12 protein-coding genes are annotated in these 15,701 nt (G+C 68.0%); 11 read left to right on the top strand and 1 reads right to left on the bottom strand.

All coding sequences use genetic code 11. The annotated features are described in order from the left end of the window. Positions 1–283: 283 nt before the first annotated feature. The 11 genes from ACIBCN_RS27340 to ACIBCN_RS27390 are packed head-to-tail and all read left to right on the top strand — an operon-like array spanning position 284 to position 15,011. The gene (locus tag ACIBCN_RS27340; RefSeq protein WP_396994534.1) at positions 284–784 is read left to right on the top strand and encodes a VOC family protein; all 501 of its coding nucleotides are present in this window, start codon (positions 284–286) and stop codon (positions 782–784) included. Further along, a complete protein-coding gene (locus tag ACIBCN_RS27345) occupies positions 781–1,689 on the top strand; it encodes an L-tyrosine 3-hydroxylase (RefSeq protein ID WP_396994535.1) in 909 nt (302 codons plus the stop codon). Before ACIBCN_RS27340 ends, ACIBCN_RS27345 begins: the two co-directional genes overlap by 4 nt. Beyond that, positions 1,686–2,570, top strand: a complete 885-nt coding sequence (locus tag ACIBCN_RS27350) for an LLM class flavin-dependent oxidoreductase (RefSeq protein ID WP_396994536.1) — start codon at positions 1,686–1,688, stop codon at positions 2,568–2,570. The genes ACIBCN_RS27345 and ACIBCN_RS27350 overlap by 4 nt, the downstream gene beginning before the upstream one ends. Then, positions 2,567–3,403, top strand: a complete 837-nt coding sequence (locus ACIBCN_RS27355) for a phenazine biosynthesis protein PhzF (protein ID WP_396994537.1) — start codon at positions 2,567–2,569, stop codon at positions 3,401–3,403. Before ACIBCN_RS27350 ends, ACIBCN_RS27355 begins: the two co-directional genes overlap by 4 nt. Further along, entirely contained in the window at positions 3,400–4,641 is a 1,242-nt protein-coding gene (locus ACIBCN_RS27360; RefSeq protein ID WP_396994538.1) for an aminotransferase class V-fold PLP-dependent enzyme, read from the top strand. The genes ACIBCN_RS27355 and ACIBCN_RS27360 overlap by 4 nt, the downstream gene beginning before the upstream one ends. Beyond that, the gene (locus ACIBCN_RS27365; protein WP_396994539.1) at positions 4,638–5,438 is read left to right on the top strand and encodes a tryptophan 2,3-dioxygenase; all 801 of its coding nucleotides are present in this window, start codon (positions 4,638–4,640) and stop codon (positions 5,436–5,438) included. The genes ACIBCN_RS27360 and ACIBCN_RS27365 overlap by 4 nt, the downstream gene beginning before the upstream one ends. Positions 5,439–5,484: 46 nt before the next feature. Then, the gene (locus ACIBCN_RS27370) at positions 5,485–6,549 is read left to right on the top strand and encodes a methyltransferase (RefSeq protein ID WP_396994540.1); all 1,065 of its coding nucleotides are present in this window, start codon (positions 5,485–5,487) and stop codon (positions 6,547–6,549) included. Continuing rightward, positions 6,542–7,426 (top strand): alpha/beta hydrolase, encoded by an 885-nt coding sequence (locus tag ACIBCN_RS27375; RefSeq protein WP_396994541.1) that lies wholly within the window; start codon positions 6,542–6,544, stop codon positions 7,424–7,426. The genes ACIBCN_RS27370 and ACIBCN_RS27375 overlap by 8 nt, the downstream gene beginning before the upstream one ends. Then, positions 7,423–9,264 (top strand): non-ribosomal peptide synthetase, encoded by a 1,842-nt coding sequence (locus ACIBCN_RS27380; protein WP_396994542.1) that lies wholly within the window; start codon positions 7,423–7,425, stop codon positions 9,262–9,264. Before ACIBCN_RS27375 ends, ACIBCN_RS27380 begins: the two co-directional genes overlap by 4 nt. A gap of 1 nt (position 9,265) precedes the next feature. Beyond that, positions 9,266–13,609, top strand: coding sequence for an amino acid adenylation domain-containing protein (locus ACIBCN_RS27385; protein ID WP_396994543.1), 4,344 nt, complete (start codon positions 9,266–9,268; stop codon positions 13,607–13,609). Further along, on the top strand, positions 13,602–15,011 hold the full coding sequence (locus tag ACIBCN_RS27390) for an FAD-dependent oxidoreductase (protein WP_396994544.1): 1,410 nt from the start codon (positions 13,602–13,604) through the stop codon (positions 15,009–15,011). Before ACIBCN_RS27385 ends, ACIBCN_RS27390 begins: the two co-directional genes overlap by 8 nt. 10 nt (positions 15,012–15,021) lie before the next feature. Here ACIBCN_RS27390 and ACIBCN_RS27395 read toward each other — a convergent pair whose 3' ends face one another. After that, a complete protein-coding gene (locus tag ACIBCN_RS27395; RefSeq protein WP_396994545.1) occupies positions 15,022–15,696 on the bottom strand; it encodes a response regulator transcription factor in 675 nt (224 codons plus the stop codon). Positions 15,697–15,701 lie beyond the last annotated feature (5 nt).

A 15,701-nucleotide genomic window follows, 5' to 3' on the forward strand; every position in this document is an offset into this window, starting at 1 on the left:
AGCGCTGCGGCGTAACATATTTTGTGGACGAAACCGTCCATTTCGAACGTCCACCGTGGCCACGCCTCGGTGGACGTTCTATCGAATCCCATTGTGCGCTGGAGTATCCCGTCCAGTACGCACTAAACCGCTGGCAGGCACAGGTTTCAGGCAAGTGCCGACAATTGTTGTCTGACAGTGATTTAAGAGTTTCTTGAACCCCATTTGATTGCCCCGGGCGTCGCTGTCCGTCGACTATGGAAGGTGCTGGGACAACCCCTCCCGCTGCGGTGAGGGACCCACCATGAGCACATTCGCGACGGAAAGGCATCCGATGCACGGGCTTGACATCGCGCCGAGATTTCACCACCTCGCCATTCAGACCGACGACGTGGACTCCACGATCAGGTGGTACCAGGAATTCCTCGGCGCCACGGTGGAATGGAAGCTCAACAGCTTCTCGCCACTTACTCTCGAGCGACTGCCGGGAATCGAGAAACTGGTTGAGCTGAAAACGGGGGACGTGCGATTCCACGTCTTCGACCGGGCCGAGCACACCCAAGACGGCCCGGACCCGCTCGGCTACCAATATCAACACGTCGGTATCACCGTGAACCGACCGGAAGACCTTGTCGCGCTTCGGGAGCAGTGGCTGAAGGCGCGCGAGTCGACCGATATCGCATGGGCAAGGGACGAGGCACCGTCCGACATCGTGACCGATCCCGACGGCATGCAGAGCCTGTACGTCGTCGACCCGAACGGTCTCGAGATGGAGTTCATCTACTTTCCTGGAGCAGGGTCGTGAGTAGCCGCAACGGACATGAGTCGGACGGGCGTCGCCCGCCCCCATTGCATCCGCATGTGTTGTTCATGCCGCCGCTCGGCGACGATTTCGAGAGATCCGCGGCGGCCGCCGACGACAGCGCGGCCGCCGAACGGGAAATGTCGGAGTACAACGTCTTCGGTGCCCGGCCGGTCGAGGAGGAGCGGCTGTTCTGGTACCGCTGGATCGCGGGCCACCAGGTCTCGTTCCTGCTGTGGCGGGCCATGTGCGACGTCGTGTGGCAGCACTCCGACGACGAGGGCGACGGACCCGGCGAGCGCGAGCTCGACCTGCTGTCGGCCTGTATCGACGGGTACAGCGCGATGCTGCTCTATTCGTCCACCGTGCCGAGGGAGCACTATCACGCCGACATCAGGGCGCGAATGGCGTTGCAGCACCCCGCGTTCAGCGGCACCTGGGCGCCGGACTATCGACCGGTCCGCCGGCTCTTCCGCGGCAAGATGCCCTGGCAGGACCACCCGTCCTGCGCCGCGCTCGGCGAAGCGGTCGCGCGCAACGAGGTGACACACAGCCACATCGCCGATCATCTTGTGCCGGACGGTCATTCGCTGCTGCAGAAGTCGGCGGGCGCGCCAGGCGTGAGCGTCTCCCGGGAGAAGGAAGACCTGTACGACAACTTCTTCCTGACCGTCCGGCGCCCGGTGAGCCACGCCGAATTCGTGGCACAGCTCGACTCCCGCATCGCCGACCTCGCCGCCGACCTGACGCACAACGGGCTGTATCCGAACGTCGACGGCCGGCATCATCCGGTCGTCACCGCTCAGTCCGACGAGGCGATGCGACCGCTGGTCGGTGACATCCTGCACGTGCTCGACCGGGCGGCTCGGCTGGTATCGGACCTGCGACTCGAGGAGGCGCGCCGATGAAACACGGCATAGTCCTACTGCCCGAGCATGAATGGAAGGTCGCCGCCGATCGGTGGCGGGCCGCCGAACAACTCGGCTACCAGCACGCCTGGACCTACGACCACCTGATGTGGCGCTGGCTGGCGGATCGCACGTGGTACGGCGCGATTCCGACCCTCACGGCCGCCGCCACCGTCACCAGCTCCATCGGCCTCGGCATGCTCGTGGCCACCCCGAACTTCCGCCATCCGGTCGCGCTCGCCAAGGAACTCGTCACCGTCGACGACATCGCGAGCGGCCGTTTGATCTGCGGACTCGGCTCCGGCGCACCGGGATTCGACGCCAGCGTCCTCGGTGGGCCGGACCTCGGCCCGCGCGAGCGGGCCGACCGATTCGAGGCGTTCGTCGAACTCCTCGATACCGTGCTCGTCCGCGGCTCCGTGACAAAGGTGTCACGCTGGTACACCGCGGCGGGCGTGGATTTCCATCCGCGCGCCGACGACGCGCCGCGCCTACCCTTCGCCGTGGCCGCAACCGGCACGCGAGGGATGGCGTTGGCCGCCGGATTCGCGCGGTACTGGGTAACTTCCGGCCCGCCCAACGACTTCCGCATGCGGCCGCTGCGCGAGGTCGTCCCGCTGTTGCGAGATCAGGTGCGCGGCATCGACGCCGCGTGCGAGCGGGCGGGCCGGGACCCAGCCACCCTCGGCAAGTTGTTCGTCGCCGATGCGGCGGTGGGCGGGATCACCAGCTCGCTGGCCGCCTACGAGGACGCCGCCGGCGAGCTCGAACAGGTCGGCATCACCGATCTCGTGGTGCACTGGCCGCGCCTCGACCAGCCCTATCAGGGCGACGAACAGGTCGTTGTCGACTTCGCCGAGAAGCACCTCGGAGGCGAATGATGCGAGTACTGCGAGTAGACATGTTCGGCGCGGCGCCCGGCCGCGGCAGCACCCTGGACGTGCTGATCCCAGCGGGCCGGTGTGACGACGGGGTTGTCGCCGAAGCCGCCGAGTATGCGCGCCAAGGCAATTCGGACGAGACCGTGTTGGTCAGCGAATGTTCCCGCGCACAGCGGACTTTCGCTTCGCGCGTCTTCAACACCGACGGCGAGACACCGTTCGGCACGCACTCGCTGGCCGGCGTCGCCGCCTGTCTGGTCGGCACCGGTCAGCTCGATCCCGGTGAGCTCGGCCGGACCGCCGAGGTCGGCTGCCAATGGTTGTGGACCGACGGCAACGAGGTGCGGGTGCCCTTCGACGGACCCGTTGTGCACGAACAGATTCCCTACCATCCGGCGCTGTTCGGGTGGCACGCGGGAACCTCGCACGCCGGTGGCGTTGGCCGGGCCTTCAACTTCGTGCGCGTCACCGAGGACCCACGATCACTACCCGTTCCGGATCTCGATCGCATGCGGGAAGTAGGGCTCACGGATCTCACCGCCTTTCGCTGGGACCCGGACCGCCAGGAGGTGCTTGCCCGAGTGTTCGCGCCCGGGTTCGGGATTCGGGAGGACGCCGGTTGCCTGCCCGCGGCGGCCGCGCTCGGACTCACCGGGCTCGGCTTGACCGCCGACGGCCGGTCGCCCGTGACGGTCCGCCAGGTGACGGGAGACGGCAACGAATCCGTCTTCGGCTGCACCGGTTCCGTCCGCGACGGCACCGCGAGCGTGCGGATCACCGGGCAGGTCTGGGTTCCCGCAATCGACGACGAGCAGAAAGCGAGCCAGGCATGACCGTACGACCGGAAGCCGGAGTGACCATGCCGAGCGCGGGCAGCATGCTCGAGGAGGCGCGGCGACGCGACGACGTCGATCCGCTCGCCGAGTACGCGCGGGAGTTCGCCACCGAAGGTGCCATTCACCTCAACGGCAATTCGCTGGGCCCGCCGCGCGGCAGCCTCGCGGCCGAGCTCGATCGCGTCGTGTCCGGCCAATGGGCGCCTCGGCAGGTGCAGGCCTGGTTCCAAGACGGGTGGCTGGATCTGCCCCGTACGGTGGGCGACAAGCTGGGCATCCTGCTCGGCGCGGGTCCCGGGCAGGTGCTGGTCGCCGGGGAGACGACCTCGACGACCCTGTTCAACGCGTTGACCGCCGCCTGCCGCCTCCGCCCGGACCGCCCGGTGCTGCTGATCGAAGCGGAGTCGTTCCCGACCGACTCGTACATCGCGGATTCGGTGGCCAAGTTGCTGGACCGTGAGCTCGTCGTCGAGACGCGCACCGGCTTCGATGAATACCTGCGGGACAACGGCACTCGGGTGGCGGTCGCGCTCGCCGCGCCCGTGGATTTTCGCACGGGGGAGCGGCGCGAGATCCGCCCGGTCACCGCGCTGTGCCACGCTGTCGGCGCCCTGTCGGTGTGGGACCTCAGCCACGCGACGGGTGTCCTCCCGGTCGATCTCGACGCGAACGCGGTCGATCTCGCCGTCGGGTGCGGGTACAAGTACCTCGGCGGTGGCCCCGGGGCGCCGGCGTTCACCTACGTCCCCATCCGGCTTCAGTCGACCGTGGACTTCCCGCTCGCGGGTTGGCACGGGCACGCCAAGCCATTCGCGATGGCGCCGACGTTCATACCCGCCGACGACATCGATCGGGCGCGGACGGGCACACCGCCGCTGCTCAGCCTCGTCGGACTGAATCACGCTCTCGCCCCGTTGGTCGAGGTCGGCATCCACGAGTTGCACCGGCGCTCAAAGGAACTCAGTGGGTTCTTCCTGGAATGCCTCGCGAACCGCAGTCCGGAGTTGCTGGCTCAGCTCGCGTCCCCCGAGGACGCGGACCGCCGTGGCGGACACCTCGCACTGCGAGTTCCCCAGGCGGACAAGGTCGAAAGCACGCTCGCCGACGGCGGCGTGCTCGTCGACGCACGGCCACCCGACCTGATCCGCTTCGCCTTCGCGCCGCTGTACGTGACGCACGAGCAGGTGTCGCGCGCGGTCGAGGTGCTGTGCCGCGCCGTGGAAGGAGTGTCATGACAAGCGCCCCGGAGTATCTCGCTCCCGAGTACGTCACCTACGCCCATATGGACGAGCTGCACGAGCTGCAACGCCCGCGCAGCGATGCCCGCGGCGAGCTGAACTTCATCCTGATCAGTCACGTGAAGGAGTTGTTGTTCCGCGCGGTGATCGACGATCTCGACACCGCCCGCCGCGCGCTGGAACGCGACGACGTGGCCGACACCTGCCTGGCGCTGGCCAGGGCGACCCGCACCCAGCGGGTGCTGGTGGCCTGCTGGGAGTCGATGAACGGCATGTCGGTCGACGAGTTCATCGCGTTCCGGCATGTGCTCAACGACGCGTCCGGCACCCAGTCCTTCGCCTATCGCGCTTTGGAATTCGTGATGGGCAACCGGCCCGAGCGTCAGGTGGACACGGCGGTCCGGGACGGGCACCCGCTGTTGCGCGCCGAGCTGGCGCAGCCGTCGCTGTACGACGCGGTATTGCAACACCTTGCCAGGCAAGGATTTTCGGTCCCGGCCGAGTGTCTGGCGAAACCGCCTGCACAGCAACATGAGTCGCACCCGCTCGTCGAAGACGTGTGGCTGGAGATCTACCGGCACCCGGAGCGTCATCACGACGCGCACCGGCTCGCAGAGAGCCTGCTGGAGGTCGCCTATCAGTTCTCGCACTGGCGGGCCACCCACCTGCTGGTGGTCGAACGGATGCTCGGCGGCAAGAGCGGTACCGCGGGCACCGACGGAGCACCGTGGCTCCGCGCCATCAACGACCACCGCTTCTTCCCGGAACTGTGGACATTCCGCACCCGGATGTAGCCGCGCCGATACCGATCAGAACACCTGCTGGAGGAAAACGATCACGATGACGGAACTGAAGACCGAGCTGACGAAACCGGTCGACCTCACCTCGCTTGTCCCGGTGTTGTTCGGGTTTGCTGCCTTTCAGCAGCTGCGCGCGGCCTCGGAATTGCAACTGTTCGAATACCTCGACCTGAACGGCCCATCCACCAGCGACCAGGCCGCCGCCGGCCTGGGGCTACCCGCCAAATCCGCGCGCCAGCTGCTGCTCGGCACCACCTCGCTCGGCCTGACCGACCGCGAGGGGGAGCGGTACACGCTGAGCGCGATGCTGCACGACGCGATGGCCGACGGCACCTGGCCGCTCATCCGCAACATCATCGACTTCCAGCAGCGGCTGTCCTACCTGCCCGCGAAGGAGTACGCCGAGTCGCTGCGGACCGGGAAGAACCTCGGCCTGAAACACCTGCCGGGCAAGGGCAACGACCTGTACACCCGGCTCGAGCAGACACCGGAGCTGGAGGCGCTGTTCTTCCGTGGCATGCACTCCTGGTCGGAGCTGTCCAATCCGGTGCTGCTGCACCAGGTGGACTACAGCGGCGTGACCAAGCTCCTCGATGTCGGCGGTGGCGACGCGGTCAACGCGATCGCGCTGGCGCAGGCGCACCCGCACTTGAAGATCACGGTGTTCGACCTCGCGGGCGCGGTCGAGGTGGCCGGTGACAATATCGCGGCCGCCGGACTCGGCGACCGGATCGATGTGGTGGCCGGTGACATGTTCGGCGATCCGCTGCCCGGTGGATACGACATGGCGCTGTTCGCCCATCAGTTCGTGATCTGGTCGCCGGAGCAGAACCAGGCGTTGCTCGAGCGGGCGCACGCGGCGCTGCCGCCGGGCGGCCGGGTGATCGTCTTCAACGCGTTCGCCGACGACGACGGGCGTGGGCCGCTCTATACCGCTCTGGATAATGTGTACTTCGCGACATTGCCTGCAGAGGAATCCACGATTTACCCATGGCGCGAGCACGAAGAGTGGCTCGTCGCCGCGGGGTTCGTCGATATCGCGCGGATCCGCAACGAGGGCTGGACGCCGCACGGCGTCATCGAAGGGCGTAAGGCCGATGAGTAAGCTACTCGACCGCGAATACTCGCCGAGCTCGGTCGCGCGCGATACCGCCCGGTCGCTGCGCCGGTACCGGACACACAGCGACGCCGCTCGCTCCCGGCTCGACGTGCACATCGCGGTGCCGTACGGCGAGGGACACGGCGAGCGGTGCCATGTGTTTCCCGCGGTTCCGCCGGGCACCCGAGGGCCGCGGACGCCCGCGCTGGTCTTCGTGCACGGCGGGCACTGGCAGGAGTCCGGCATCGATGACGCCTGCTTCGCCGCCGAGCACGCGGTGGCGCACGGATGTGCTTATGTCGCAGTGGGTTACGGGCTCGCGCCGGATCGCACGGTGCCGGGCATGATCGCCTCGGTGGCCAGGGCGCTCGAATGGCTCGTCACCACCGGGCCGATGCTGGGGATCGACCCGGAGCAGTTGCACGTGGCAGGCAGCAGCGCGGGCGCGCATCTGCTCGCCGCGGCGCTCACCGGCGACGGCGCACCCCAGGTGCGCAGTGCGTGCCTGCTGAGTGGGTTGTACGACCTCACCGAGATTCCGGAGACCTACGTCAACGACGCCGTCCGGCTCACGCCCGAGCTCGCTCTCGCGTGCAGCCCGCTGGGGATGCCGCCGCCCCGGTGCGATTCGGTCCTGCTCGCCGTCGGCAGGCACGAGACGCGCACCTATCTACGTCAACACGAGACGTACGCGGAATGCCTTTCCGCACAGTCGATCCCGGTGACCGCGCAGATCGTGCCCGAGCGCGACCACTTCGACCTGCCGCTGGACCTGGTCGACCCGTCGACCCCGTTCGGCCGGACCAGCCTGCGGCACCTCGGCCTGGCGCCGCGCCGCCGAGGCCCATCCACACCGGAAGGAACGGTGACATCAGCGCGATGAAACAGACACTGACCGCCCCGGTCGAGTCCGCCACGGCGGGACCGGCCGAGGGCGCGACCACCGAAACCATCGTCGACGCCTTCGTGCGGACGGCGCGTGAACACGCCGACCGCGAGGCGATCTCCGACGGCACCACCACGCTGACCTACGCGGAATTGGACAACCTCAGCAGCCAGATCGCGCGGGCACTGAGCGCGCGCGGTCTGACGACGGGGGCGCGGGTCGGGGTGCATCTCGACCGCGGCCTCGCTACCTATCAGGTCTTCCTCGGCATTCTCAAGGCCGGTCTGGTGGTGGTTCCGTTCAATCCTGTCCACCCCGCGGACCACAAGTCTCGGATGTTCCGGGTCGCCGAGCCCGTCCTGACCGTTACGGATACTGGTGCGGCAGCGGGCATTCCGGCGGAGACGTGCCTGCCGGTCGGTGAATTGTTGTCGGCCGCGGCATCGTTGTCCACGGAATCGGGGCCGTCCGCGGTGACCGCGGCCGCGCCGGCGTTCATCCTGTTCACGTCGGGCTCGACCGGCGTGCCCAAGGGTGTGGTGATCGCCCATCGCGGGATCTCCCGGGTTTCCCAGCATCTGATCGGTTTCACGCCCGGACCGGACGACCGGTTCCTGCAGCTCGCGCAGCCGGCGTTCGCCGCGTCGACCACGGATATCTGGACCTGTCTGCTGCGCGGTGGCCGCCTCACGGTCGCACCGCAGGAGATGCCGCCGCTCGGCGAGCTCGCGAGACTGATTGCCCGCGAGCGGATTACCGTGCTCAACCTCTCGGTCGGCCTGTTCAACCTGCTCGTCGAGCATCACTCGGAGCAGCTGTCGCACGTCCGGACCGTGATCGTCAGCGGCGACTTCCCGTCCGCGTCGCATCTGGAGCGCGCACTGGCCGTTGTCGACGGCGATGTGTTCAACGCCTTCGGCTGCACCGAGAACTCCGCGTTGACCGCGGTGCACAAGATCACCTCGGCGGACCTGGCCGATGCCGAGATCCCGGTGGGCCGACCCATGCCCACCGTCGAAATGACCGTGCGTGACGAGGGATTGGAAGTATGCCCGCCCGACCGGATCGGCGAGCTGTGCATCGCGGGCGACGGTGTGGCCGCCGGATATCTCGGCGACCCGGAACACACCGAGCGTAAGTTCGTCCGGCACGACGGTCAGCGACTGCTGCGGACCGGCGATCTGGCCAAGCAGACCACCGACGGCGAGATCGTGCTCGCCGGACGCACCGACCAGATGGTGAAGGTGCGCGGATTCCGGGTGGAGCCAAGGCATGTCGAGCTGACGGCCGAGGCGTTCCCCGGCGTCCAGCAGGCGGTCGCGCAGGCCGTCCCGAGCGGTGGCGCCGCCGATCAGCTCGCGCTGTGGTGTGTGCCGGCCACCGGCAAGGAAATCGCCGAAGCCGACCTGCTGGAACATCTGCGAAATCAGCTGCCCGACTACATGGTTCCGTCGATGGTGTTGGTGGTCGACGCGTTTCCGCGCAACGCCAACGGGAAGATCGATCGCAAGGAACTCGGCTCGCGTCTCGCGGCGCACAGTGCCGACGAGGCCGCGGACGACGAAAGGGCCACTGGCGACAGTGCCGCACCCGGTGCGACCCCGGACCGGCTTGCCGCGGTCGTTCGTTCGTCGCTGGCCGACATCACCAAAACCGAAGAGCTCGACCTGGACGCCGGTCTCATCGAAAGCGGGGTCACCTCACTGCAATTGATCGACCTCGGCGCCCGGCTCGAGGACGTGTTGGGCGTCGCGCTGGCACCCGACGACATTGTCGGCGCAGGCACCGTGCGCGGTGTCGCCGACCTGATCCGCACCAAGCGTGCGCGAGGCTGACATGACGGCTACCGATCAACACACCGCGAACGGCGCGCAGCGCCTGCCCGCGTCGCCGGCTCAACCTGGACTGTGGTTCGACAGCATCTACGGGGCCGATCCCACGGCGTACAACCAGCCATTGGTGTTGCGTCTGGGCACTCGGCTGGACCACGACTGTCTCGTCGAGGCATTGGCGATCGTCCATCGGGACCATGCCGCGTTGCGCACCACGTTCGAGATGGCTACCGACGGCGATCTGCAGCAGGTGGTACACCGCGAGCTCGCACCGACAGTCGATGTGCGCGACCGGCCCGACGGCGGCACCGAGGCGTGGGTGGCCGAGCAGGTGCACGAGATCGCCAGCGCCGCTTTCGATCTGCGCGCCGGTCCGCTCGCGCGGGTACGACACCTCCGGTTCGGCGACGCGGGCAACAGCGTGCTGGTGTTCAACATCCACCACACCGTCTTCGACGGCATGTCGTGGAAGCCGTACCTCAGTCAGGTGGAAGCGGCCTACACCGCGGTGCTGCGCGGCGACGCGCCCACGCGGGAAGATCGGCGTCAGGCCACCGAGGCCTACGAGCGGTGGACCGAGTTGTCCACCGACTCCCAGACATTGCGCTACTGGCGAGACAAGCTGGCCGACGCTCCGGCGGCGGCCCCGCTCGGCCTGCCTGCCGAGGGCCCCGCGCGGCATGTCACCCGGCAGCTGATGCTCGACGAGCGGGTGTCGGCGCGGGTGCGCGAGTTCTGCGCCGCAGAAGGTGTCACCACCAGCATGTTCTTCGTCGCGCTCAGCTTCGTGCTGCTGCACCGGCAGACCGGTCAGGACGACGTGCTGCTCGGCCTCCCGGTTTCCGTGCGCGGTGCCGGTGACGCCGAGGTGCTCGCACATCTCACCAATACCGTGGTGCTGCACCATCGGTTCGACCGCGAGTCGACCGCCCGCGACGTGCTGCGCGCGGTGAAACGGGAAGTGCTGGATGCACTTCGGCACCGGCACGCGCCGCTCGAAGCCGTCCTCGGCGAGCTGCGCGCGGCCGGGGGCAGCCAGGACGGCGCCCTGTTCAACGCGATGGTCACCGTAATGCCCGCCGCCGCCCGGCGTTTGGACCTGCCCGACTGGGGAGTCGAGACGTGGGAGCACGAAACGGGCGGGGCCAAGTACGACTTGGCGATCACGGTGGACGAGACCCCCAGCCATTACACCTTGGTCGTCGAGCACGCGACCGCCGCGGCCGACGGCGAGAAATTCACCGAATACCTGGCGCAGCGCCTGCGGGTCCTGCTGGACAGCGTGCTCATCGACCCCGACGCGCAGGTCGACGACCTGCACTGGACGAGCGACGAGGAGCAGCGCGCGATCGCCGAACTGTGCGCGCGCCGGGCCGACGCGCCCGAGCTCGGCACCGAGTTGACCGCCGCCTTGTTCGCGGCGACTACGGCGTCGGTGAGTGCGGATCCCGCGATCACAGTGGACGGCACCGTCGTCACCTACGCCGAATTGGCCACGCGCGCAGACGCGGTGGCGGCGAGCCTGGCGGACCGAGGAGTCCGCGACGGGCAGCCGGTCGCGGTATTGATGCGGCCGGGGCTCGACTTGATCGCCTCCGTCCTCGGCATCTTGCGCGCGGGCGGCGGTTACGTCACCCTCGACGCCGACCAGCCGTGGGATCGACTGAACTTCACCTTGAACGACTGTGGCGCAACGATTCTGGTGCGGGCGCCCGGGATCGACATCACGGATGCTTCGCTGCCCGACGGGCTGGAGGTCATCGATTCGACCGAAATAGCCAGTGCGGAAACCTCCTTCGAGCAGCCGAGGAAGACGCCGGAGGACACGGCTTACATCGTGTACACCTCGGGCTCCACCGGCCGCCCCAAGGGCGTTCGGATGCCGGAGATCACGCTGGCCAACCTCGTGCACAACCAGGCCCTCTTCACCTCGGACCGGCGGATGCGCACGCTGCAGTACATGCCACCGGCCTTCGACGTGTTCGCCATCGAGGTGTTCGGAACACTGTGCAACGGCGGCACTTTGGTCATTCCGCCCGCGCGGGCCCGCACCGATTTCGAGGCCTTGGCCACGCTGCTGGCCGAAGAGCGGGTCGAGCGGGCGTATCTCCCGTACGTCACGCTCCGCGAGCTCGCCGCCGTGCTGCGGTCGTCCGCGGTGGCACTGCCGGACCTGCGCGAGGTGTATGTCACCGGCGAGCGGCTGGTGATCACCGGCGACGTGCGGGCGATGTTCCGGCGGAATCCGGACGCCCGGCTGATCAACGCGTACGGGCCGTCGGAGGCCCACCTGTGCAGCTGGGATGAGCTCCCCGCCGATCCTGAGACGTGGCCGACCATTCCGTCCATCGGCCGGGTGGTCGCGGGTGTCGACGCGTACGTGCTCGCCGCCGATTCGACCGGCGCGGCCCGGCTGGCACCGTTCGGCGTCGAAGGGGAACTGTGCGTTGCGGGACCGGTCGTTTCGCCCGGATACCTTGGGCTGCCGGACAAGACGCGCGAAGCCATGGTCCCCGATCCATTCGTCGCCGGGCAGCTGATGTACCGCACCGGTGACGTGGTCGTGCTGGCACCGGACGGGCGCCTGCACTACCGCGGTCGCAAGGACGACCAGGTCAAGATCCGCGGGTATCGCGTCGAACCCGGCGAGGTCGAGGCCGCGCTGGAGCGCGAGCTGGACGTGGACGCGGCCGCCGTGATCGTGGTGTCCGACGGTGGTGACCGCGCGCTGCACGCCTTCGTGCAGAGCGACGCGGAGCCGCCGCGCGATTGGCGCACTCGGCTCGGTGCCGTGCTGCCCGGATACATGATCCCGCGACAGGTCACCCGCATCGACACCATCCCGGTCACACCGAACGGGAAGACCGACCGCCAGGCCTTGGAGTCGTTGCCCACCGAGTCCGTGCCGCCGGAGTCCGCCGCGAATTCCGATGTGGCTTGGACGGATTCGGAGCGGACGATGGCCGAGCTGTGGAAGGAGGTGCTCGGGCAACGCCCGGGCACGCCGGCGGACGACTTCTTCGTACTCGGCGGTCACTCGCTGCTCGCCGCCCGCCTGCACCGGCTGGTCAAGCATCGCTTCCACACCGACGTCGCGCTGTCCACGCTGCTGAGCACGCCGACACCGCACGGCATGACCAAGAGCCTCGCCGACCGCAATGCCGCCGCGGCACCGGACCTCAGCGCGGACACCCGCCTGCCCGACCTGGTCGTGGGGGAGCGGGAGGAACCGGTCGGCGGCGCGGTATTCCTCACCGGCGCAACCGGATTCCTCGGCAGCCACCTGCTCGACGAGCTGCTGCGCACCGGGCACCGCGTGCACTGCCTGGTCCGTGCCGACAGCGTCGCGGACGGGCGGGACCGCCTGCGCCGGACGTTCCGCAAGTTCGCGCTCGACCCCTCCGGCCTCGACGAGGTCGGCGTCTGCCTCGGCAATCTCGACCAACCGCGATTCGGTCTCGGCAACGACTACGACGCCTTGGCGCGTGCGGTGACCGATGTCTATCACGCGGCCGCGCATATCAACTTCGTCGTGCCCTATCACACGGTCAAGCGCACAAACGTCGACGGACTGCGAAACCTGCTGGACTTCTGCGGGATCAACCGCACACCCTTGCGGCTGATCTCCACGCTCGGCGTCTTCCCGCCGGATTCCACCTCCGGTCAGGTCGGCGAGGACACCGTGCCTGGTGACCCCGCGTCGCTCGGCATCGGGTACTCGCAGAGCAAGTGGGTCGCCGAGCAGCTCGCGTTCCGGGCGCGGGACGCCGGGCTGCCGGTCACCGTGCACCGCGTCGGCCGCATCGCCGGTCACCGCCGGACCGGAGCCTGCAGGCACGACGACTTCTTCTGGTTGCAGATGAAGGGATTCGCGCTGCTCGGCTGCTACCCGGACGACATCGTGGCGACCCCGGCCATCGATCTGCTGCCGGTGGACTACGTCGCGCGAGCGATCATCCGCCTGTCGGAAGACAAGCCGGACAACGAGAATTGGCATCTGTACCACCCGGACGGACTCGACTGGCCCACCATCATCGAGGCCATTCGCGCGGAGGGTTACGCGACCGACTCGACCAGCGGATCCGAGTGGATGGCCGCGCTGGAACGGGAGGCCGCCGAGAACGACGATCAGCGACGCGGACTCGGACCGCTGGTGCCGCTCATGCGCGAGGGCGTGATGCGCCTCGGCGCGCATTCGTTCGACAACGAGAAATCCGGGCGCGCCCTCGCCGACGTCGGATGTCCTTATCCGCAGGCGGATCCGGGATGGATCCATCGGATGTTCGAGTACTTCCGCGCCGTCGGCGCCATCGCGCAGCCCGCCCATGGAGGAGACCAGAATGACTGAATTAGCGATGCGCTCGGTAGTGATCATCGGCGCCGGGCCGGTCGGCTGCGCCTTGGCCACGCTGCTGCGGCGGCAAGGGCTGCAGGTCGACCTGTTCGAGCGGCAAACGGAGTCGGCGGGTACCGGGTCGGGTCACTCGTTCAACCTGACGCTCACCTCACGCGGGCTCGACTGCCTGCCGCTCTCGGTCCGGCGTCGCCTGTATCTGCAGGGTTCGGTGCTGGCCAAGCGGATCATCCACCATCGAGATGGCGCGATCTCCACCCAGGCGTACGGGACGATGTACAACCATCACCTGCTGTCCATCCCACGTGGGATCCTGCAGGACCTGCTGCGTGATCAAGCGCTGCGTGCGGGCGCTCGAATCCACTACGGGCAGGAGTGCGTCGACGTGGACACCGCGCGTGCCGCGGCGCTGCTGCGGGATCGGGACGGTTCCTCGACCTGGGTCGCCGGCGATCTGCTCGTCGGCTGCGACGGCGCGAACAGTGCGGTGCGCGACGCCATCGTCGCCGCGCATCCGGACGACATGCGGATGACGCGCGACACCATCGCGCACGGCTACGCCGAGATCACCATGGACTACCGGGACGCCGACCCGACGGGAATGCACCTGTGGCCGCGCGGCGACCACTTCCTGCAGGCCCAGCCGAACCGGGATCAGACCTTCACCACCAGCCTGTTCAAGCCGACGGCAGGTACTGGTGTGGGACGGCACTTTTCGGATCTGCCGTCGGCGGCGGCGATCAGCGACTACTGCGCGACGGAGTTCCCCGATGTCTTCGGGCGGATGGCCGAGGTCGGCAAGGAGCTGGCCGGCCGGAGTCCAGGACAGCTCCGGATCATCAACACCGCGCCCTATCATCATCGGCGCGCGGTGCTGGTCGGCGATGCCGCGCACGCCGTTGTCCCGTTCTATGGGCAGGGCATCAACTGCAGTTTCGAGGACGCCGCCACGCTGGCGAGTCTGCTGGAGAAGTTCCAGGCCGCGGTCCGGTCCGAGGGTGGCACCGTCCGGACCGTCGCGGAAGTCGTTGTCGACGAATACAGCGACGTGCGGGTCAAGGCCGGGCACGCGCTCGCCGAGTTGTCGATGCGGAACCTCGAAGAACTCTCCGACCACGTGAACAGCCCGCTGTTCCTGGCACGCAAGGCGCTGGAACGACGGCTGCACGAGCTGCGTCCCGATTTGTACACGCCGCTTTACCAATTGGTGGCGTTCACGCACATGCCCTACGACGCCGTCCAGCGGGTGCAACAGGAGTCGAGTGCAGTGCTGGACTCGCTGTGCCAGGGGCGTGACGTTCGAGCCGAGCAGGACGCCATCATCGAGGAGTTCGCCGAGTCGTACGGCGGCACATTCACGCCGCAGTTCACTCCGTCCACGGCACGGATGGGGTGAAGGCGGCGGGTTATCCGGCCGCCCCACCGGCCCGGACCGGCTCGGCGGTCTGGGCCGACTTGCCGCGGGTCGCTTCGTCATTGAAGCGGAACCCGACGCCGTGCACGGTGACGATCCAGTCCGGGGAGCCGAGCTTCTTGCGGACACTGCTGAGGTGGGTGTCGATGGTCCGGCTGGCCAGCGACGTCACCTCGGCGTCCACATCGTCATATCCCCACACCCGCTGCAGCAGCTCGGCCCGGCAGAAAACCTTCTGCGGTTCGGTGGCGAGCAGGCGAAGCAGCTCGAACTCCTTGCGGGTCAGCTCGATCAGCCGATTACCGACCCTGACCTCGCGCAGCGCCGAGTCGATCTCCAGTTGGCCGACGATGAGCGCCGGTTGGGACATCATGTGCACGCGGCGCAGCAGGCCTCTGAGCCGCGCCATCAGCTCACGGCTGTGATAGGGCTTCACGACGCAGTCGTCGCAACCGGCTTCCAGCGCGAGCACCTGGTCCAGCTCGAAGGAAGAAAAACCGATGATCGGGATATCGCTGGCCCGGCGGATCTCCCGGCACAGGGTGAGTCCGTCGAAATCGGTGAAGTCGAGATCGATGAGGATCACGTCGAAATCGGGGTAGGCGGCCAGGACTTCGGCACCAGTGGCGATGGGTTCGGGTTCGAAACCGTGCCGCTTGAGGTCCATGACCG

It is taken from the genome of Nocardia sp. NPDC051052 (assembly GCF_044456045.1).
Lineage (GTDB): Bacteria > Actinomycetota > Actinomycetes > Mycobacteriales > Mycobacteriaceae > Nocardia.

Coding starts and splice junctions, on each gene's coding strand:
- ACIBCN_RS27340 (WP_396994534.1), top strand. CDS start 284: ATGAGCACATTCGCGACGGAAAGGCATCCGATGCACGGGCTTGACATC.
- ACIBCN_RS27350 (WP_396994536.1), top strand. CDS start 1,686: ATGAAACACGGCATAGTCCTACTGCCCGAGCATGAATGGAAGGTCGCC.
- ACIBCN_RS27355 (WP_396994537.1), top strand. CDS start 2,567: ATGATGCGAGTACTGCGAGTAGACATGTTCGGCGCGGCGCCCGGCCGC.
- ACIBCN_RS27360 (WP_396994538.1), top strand. CDS start 3,400: ATGACCGTACGACCGGAAGCCGGAGTGACCATGCCGAGCGCGGGCAGC.
- ACIBCN_RS27365 (WP_396994539.1), top strand. CDS start 4,638: ATGACAAGCGCCCCGGAGTATCTCGCTCCCGAGTACGTCACCTACGCC.
- ACIBCN_RS27370 (WP_396994540.1), top strand. CDS start 5,485: ATGACGGAACTGAAGACCGAGCTGACGAAACCGGTCGACCTCACCTCG.
- ACIBCN_RS27375 (WP_396994541.1), top strand. CDS start 6,542: ATGAGTAAGCTACTCGACCGCGAATACTCGCCGAGCTCGGTCGCGCGC.
- ACIBCN_RS27380 (WP_396994542.1), top strand. CDS start 7,423: ATGAAACAGACACTGACCGCCCCGGTCGAGTCCGCCACGGCGGGACCG.
- ACIBCN_RS27385 (WP_396994543.1), top strand. CDS start 9,266: ATGACGGCTACCGATCAACACACCGCGAACGGCGCGCAGCGCCTGCCC.
- ACIBCN_RS27390 (WP_396994544.1), top strand. CDS start 13,602: ATGACTGAATTAGCGATGCGCTCGGTAGTGATCATCGGCGCCGGGCCG.
- ACIBCN_RS27395 (WP_396994545.1), bottom strand. CDS start 15,696: ATGGACCTCAAGCGGCACGGTTTCGAACCCGAACCCATCGCCACTGGT.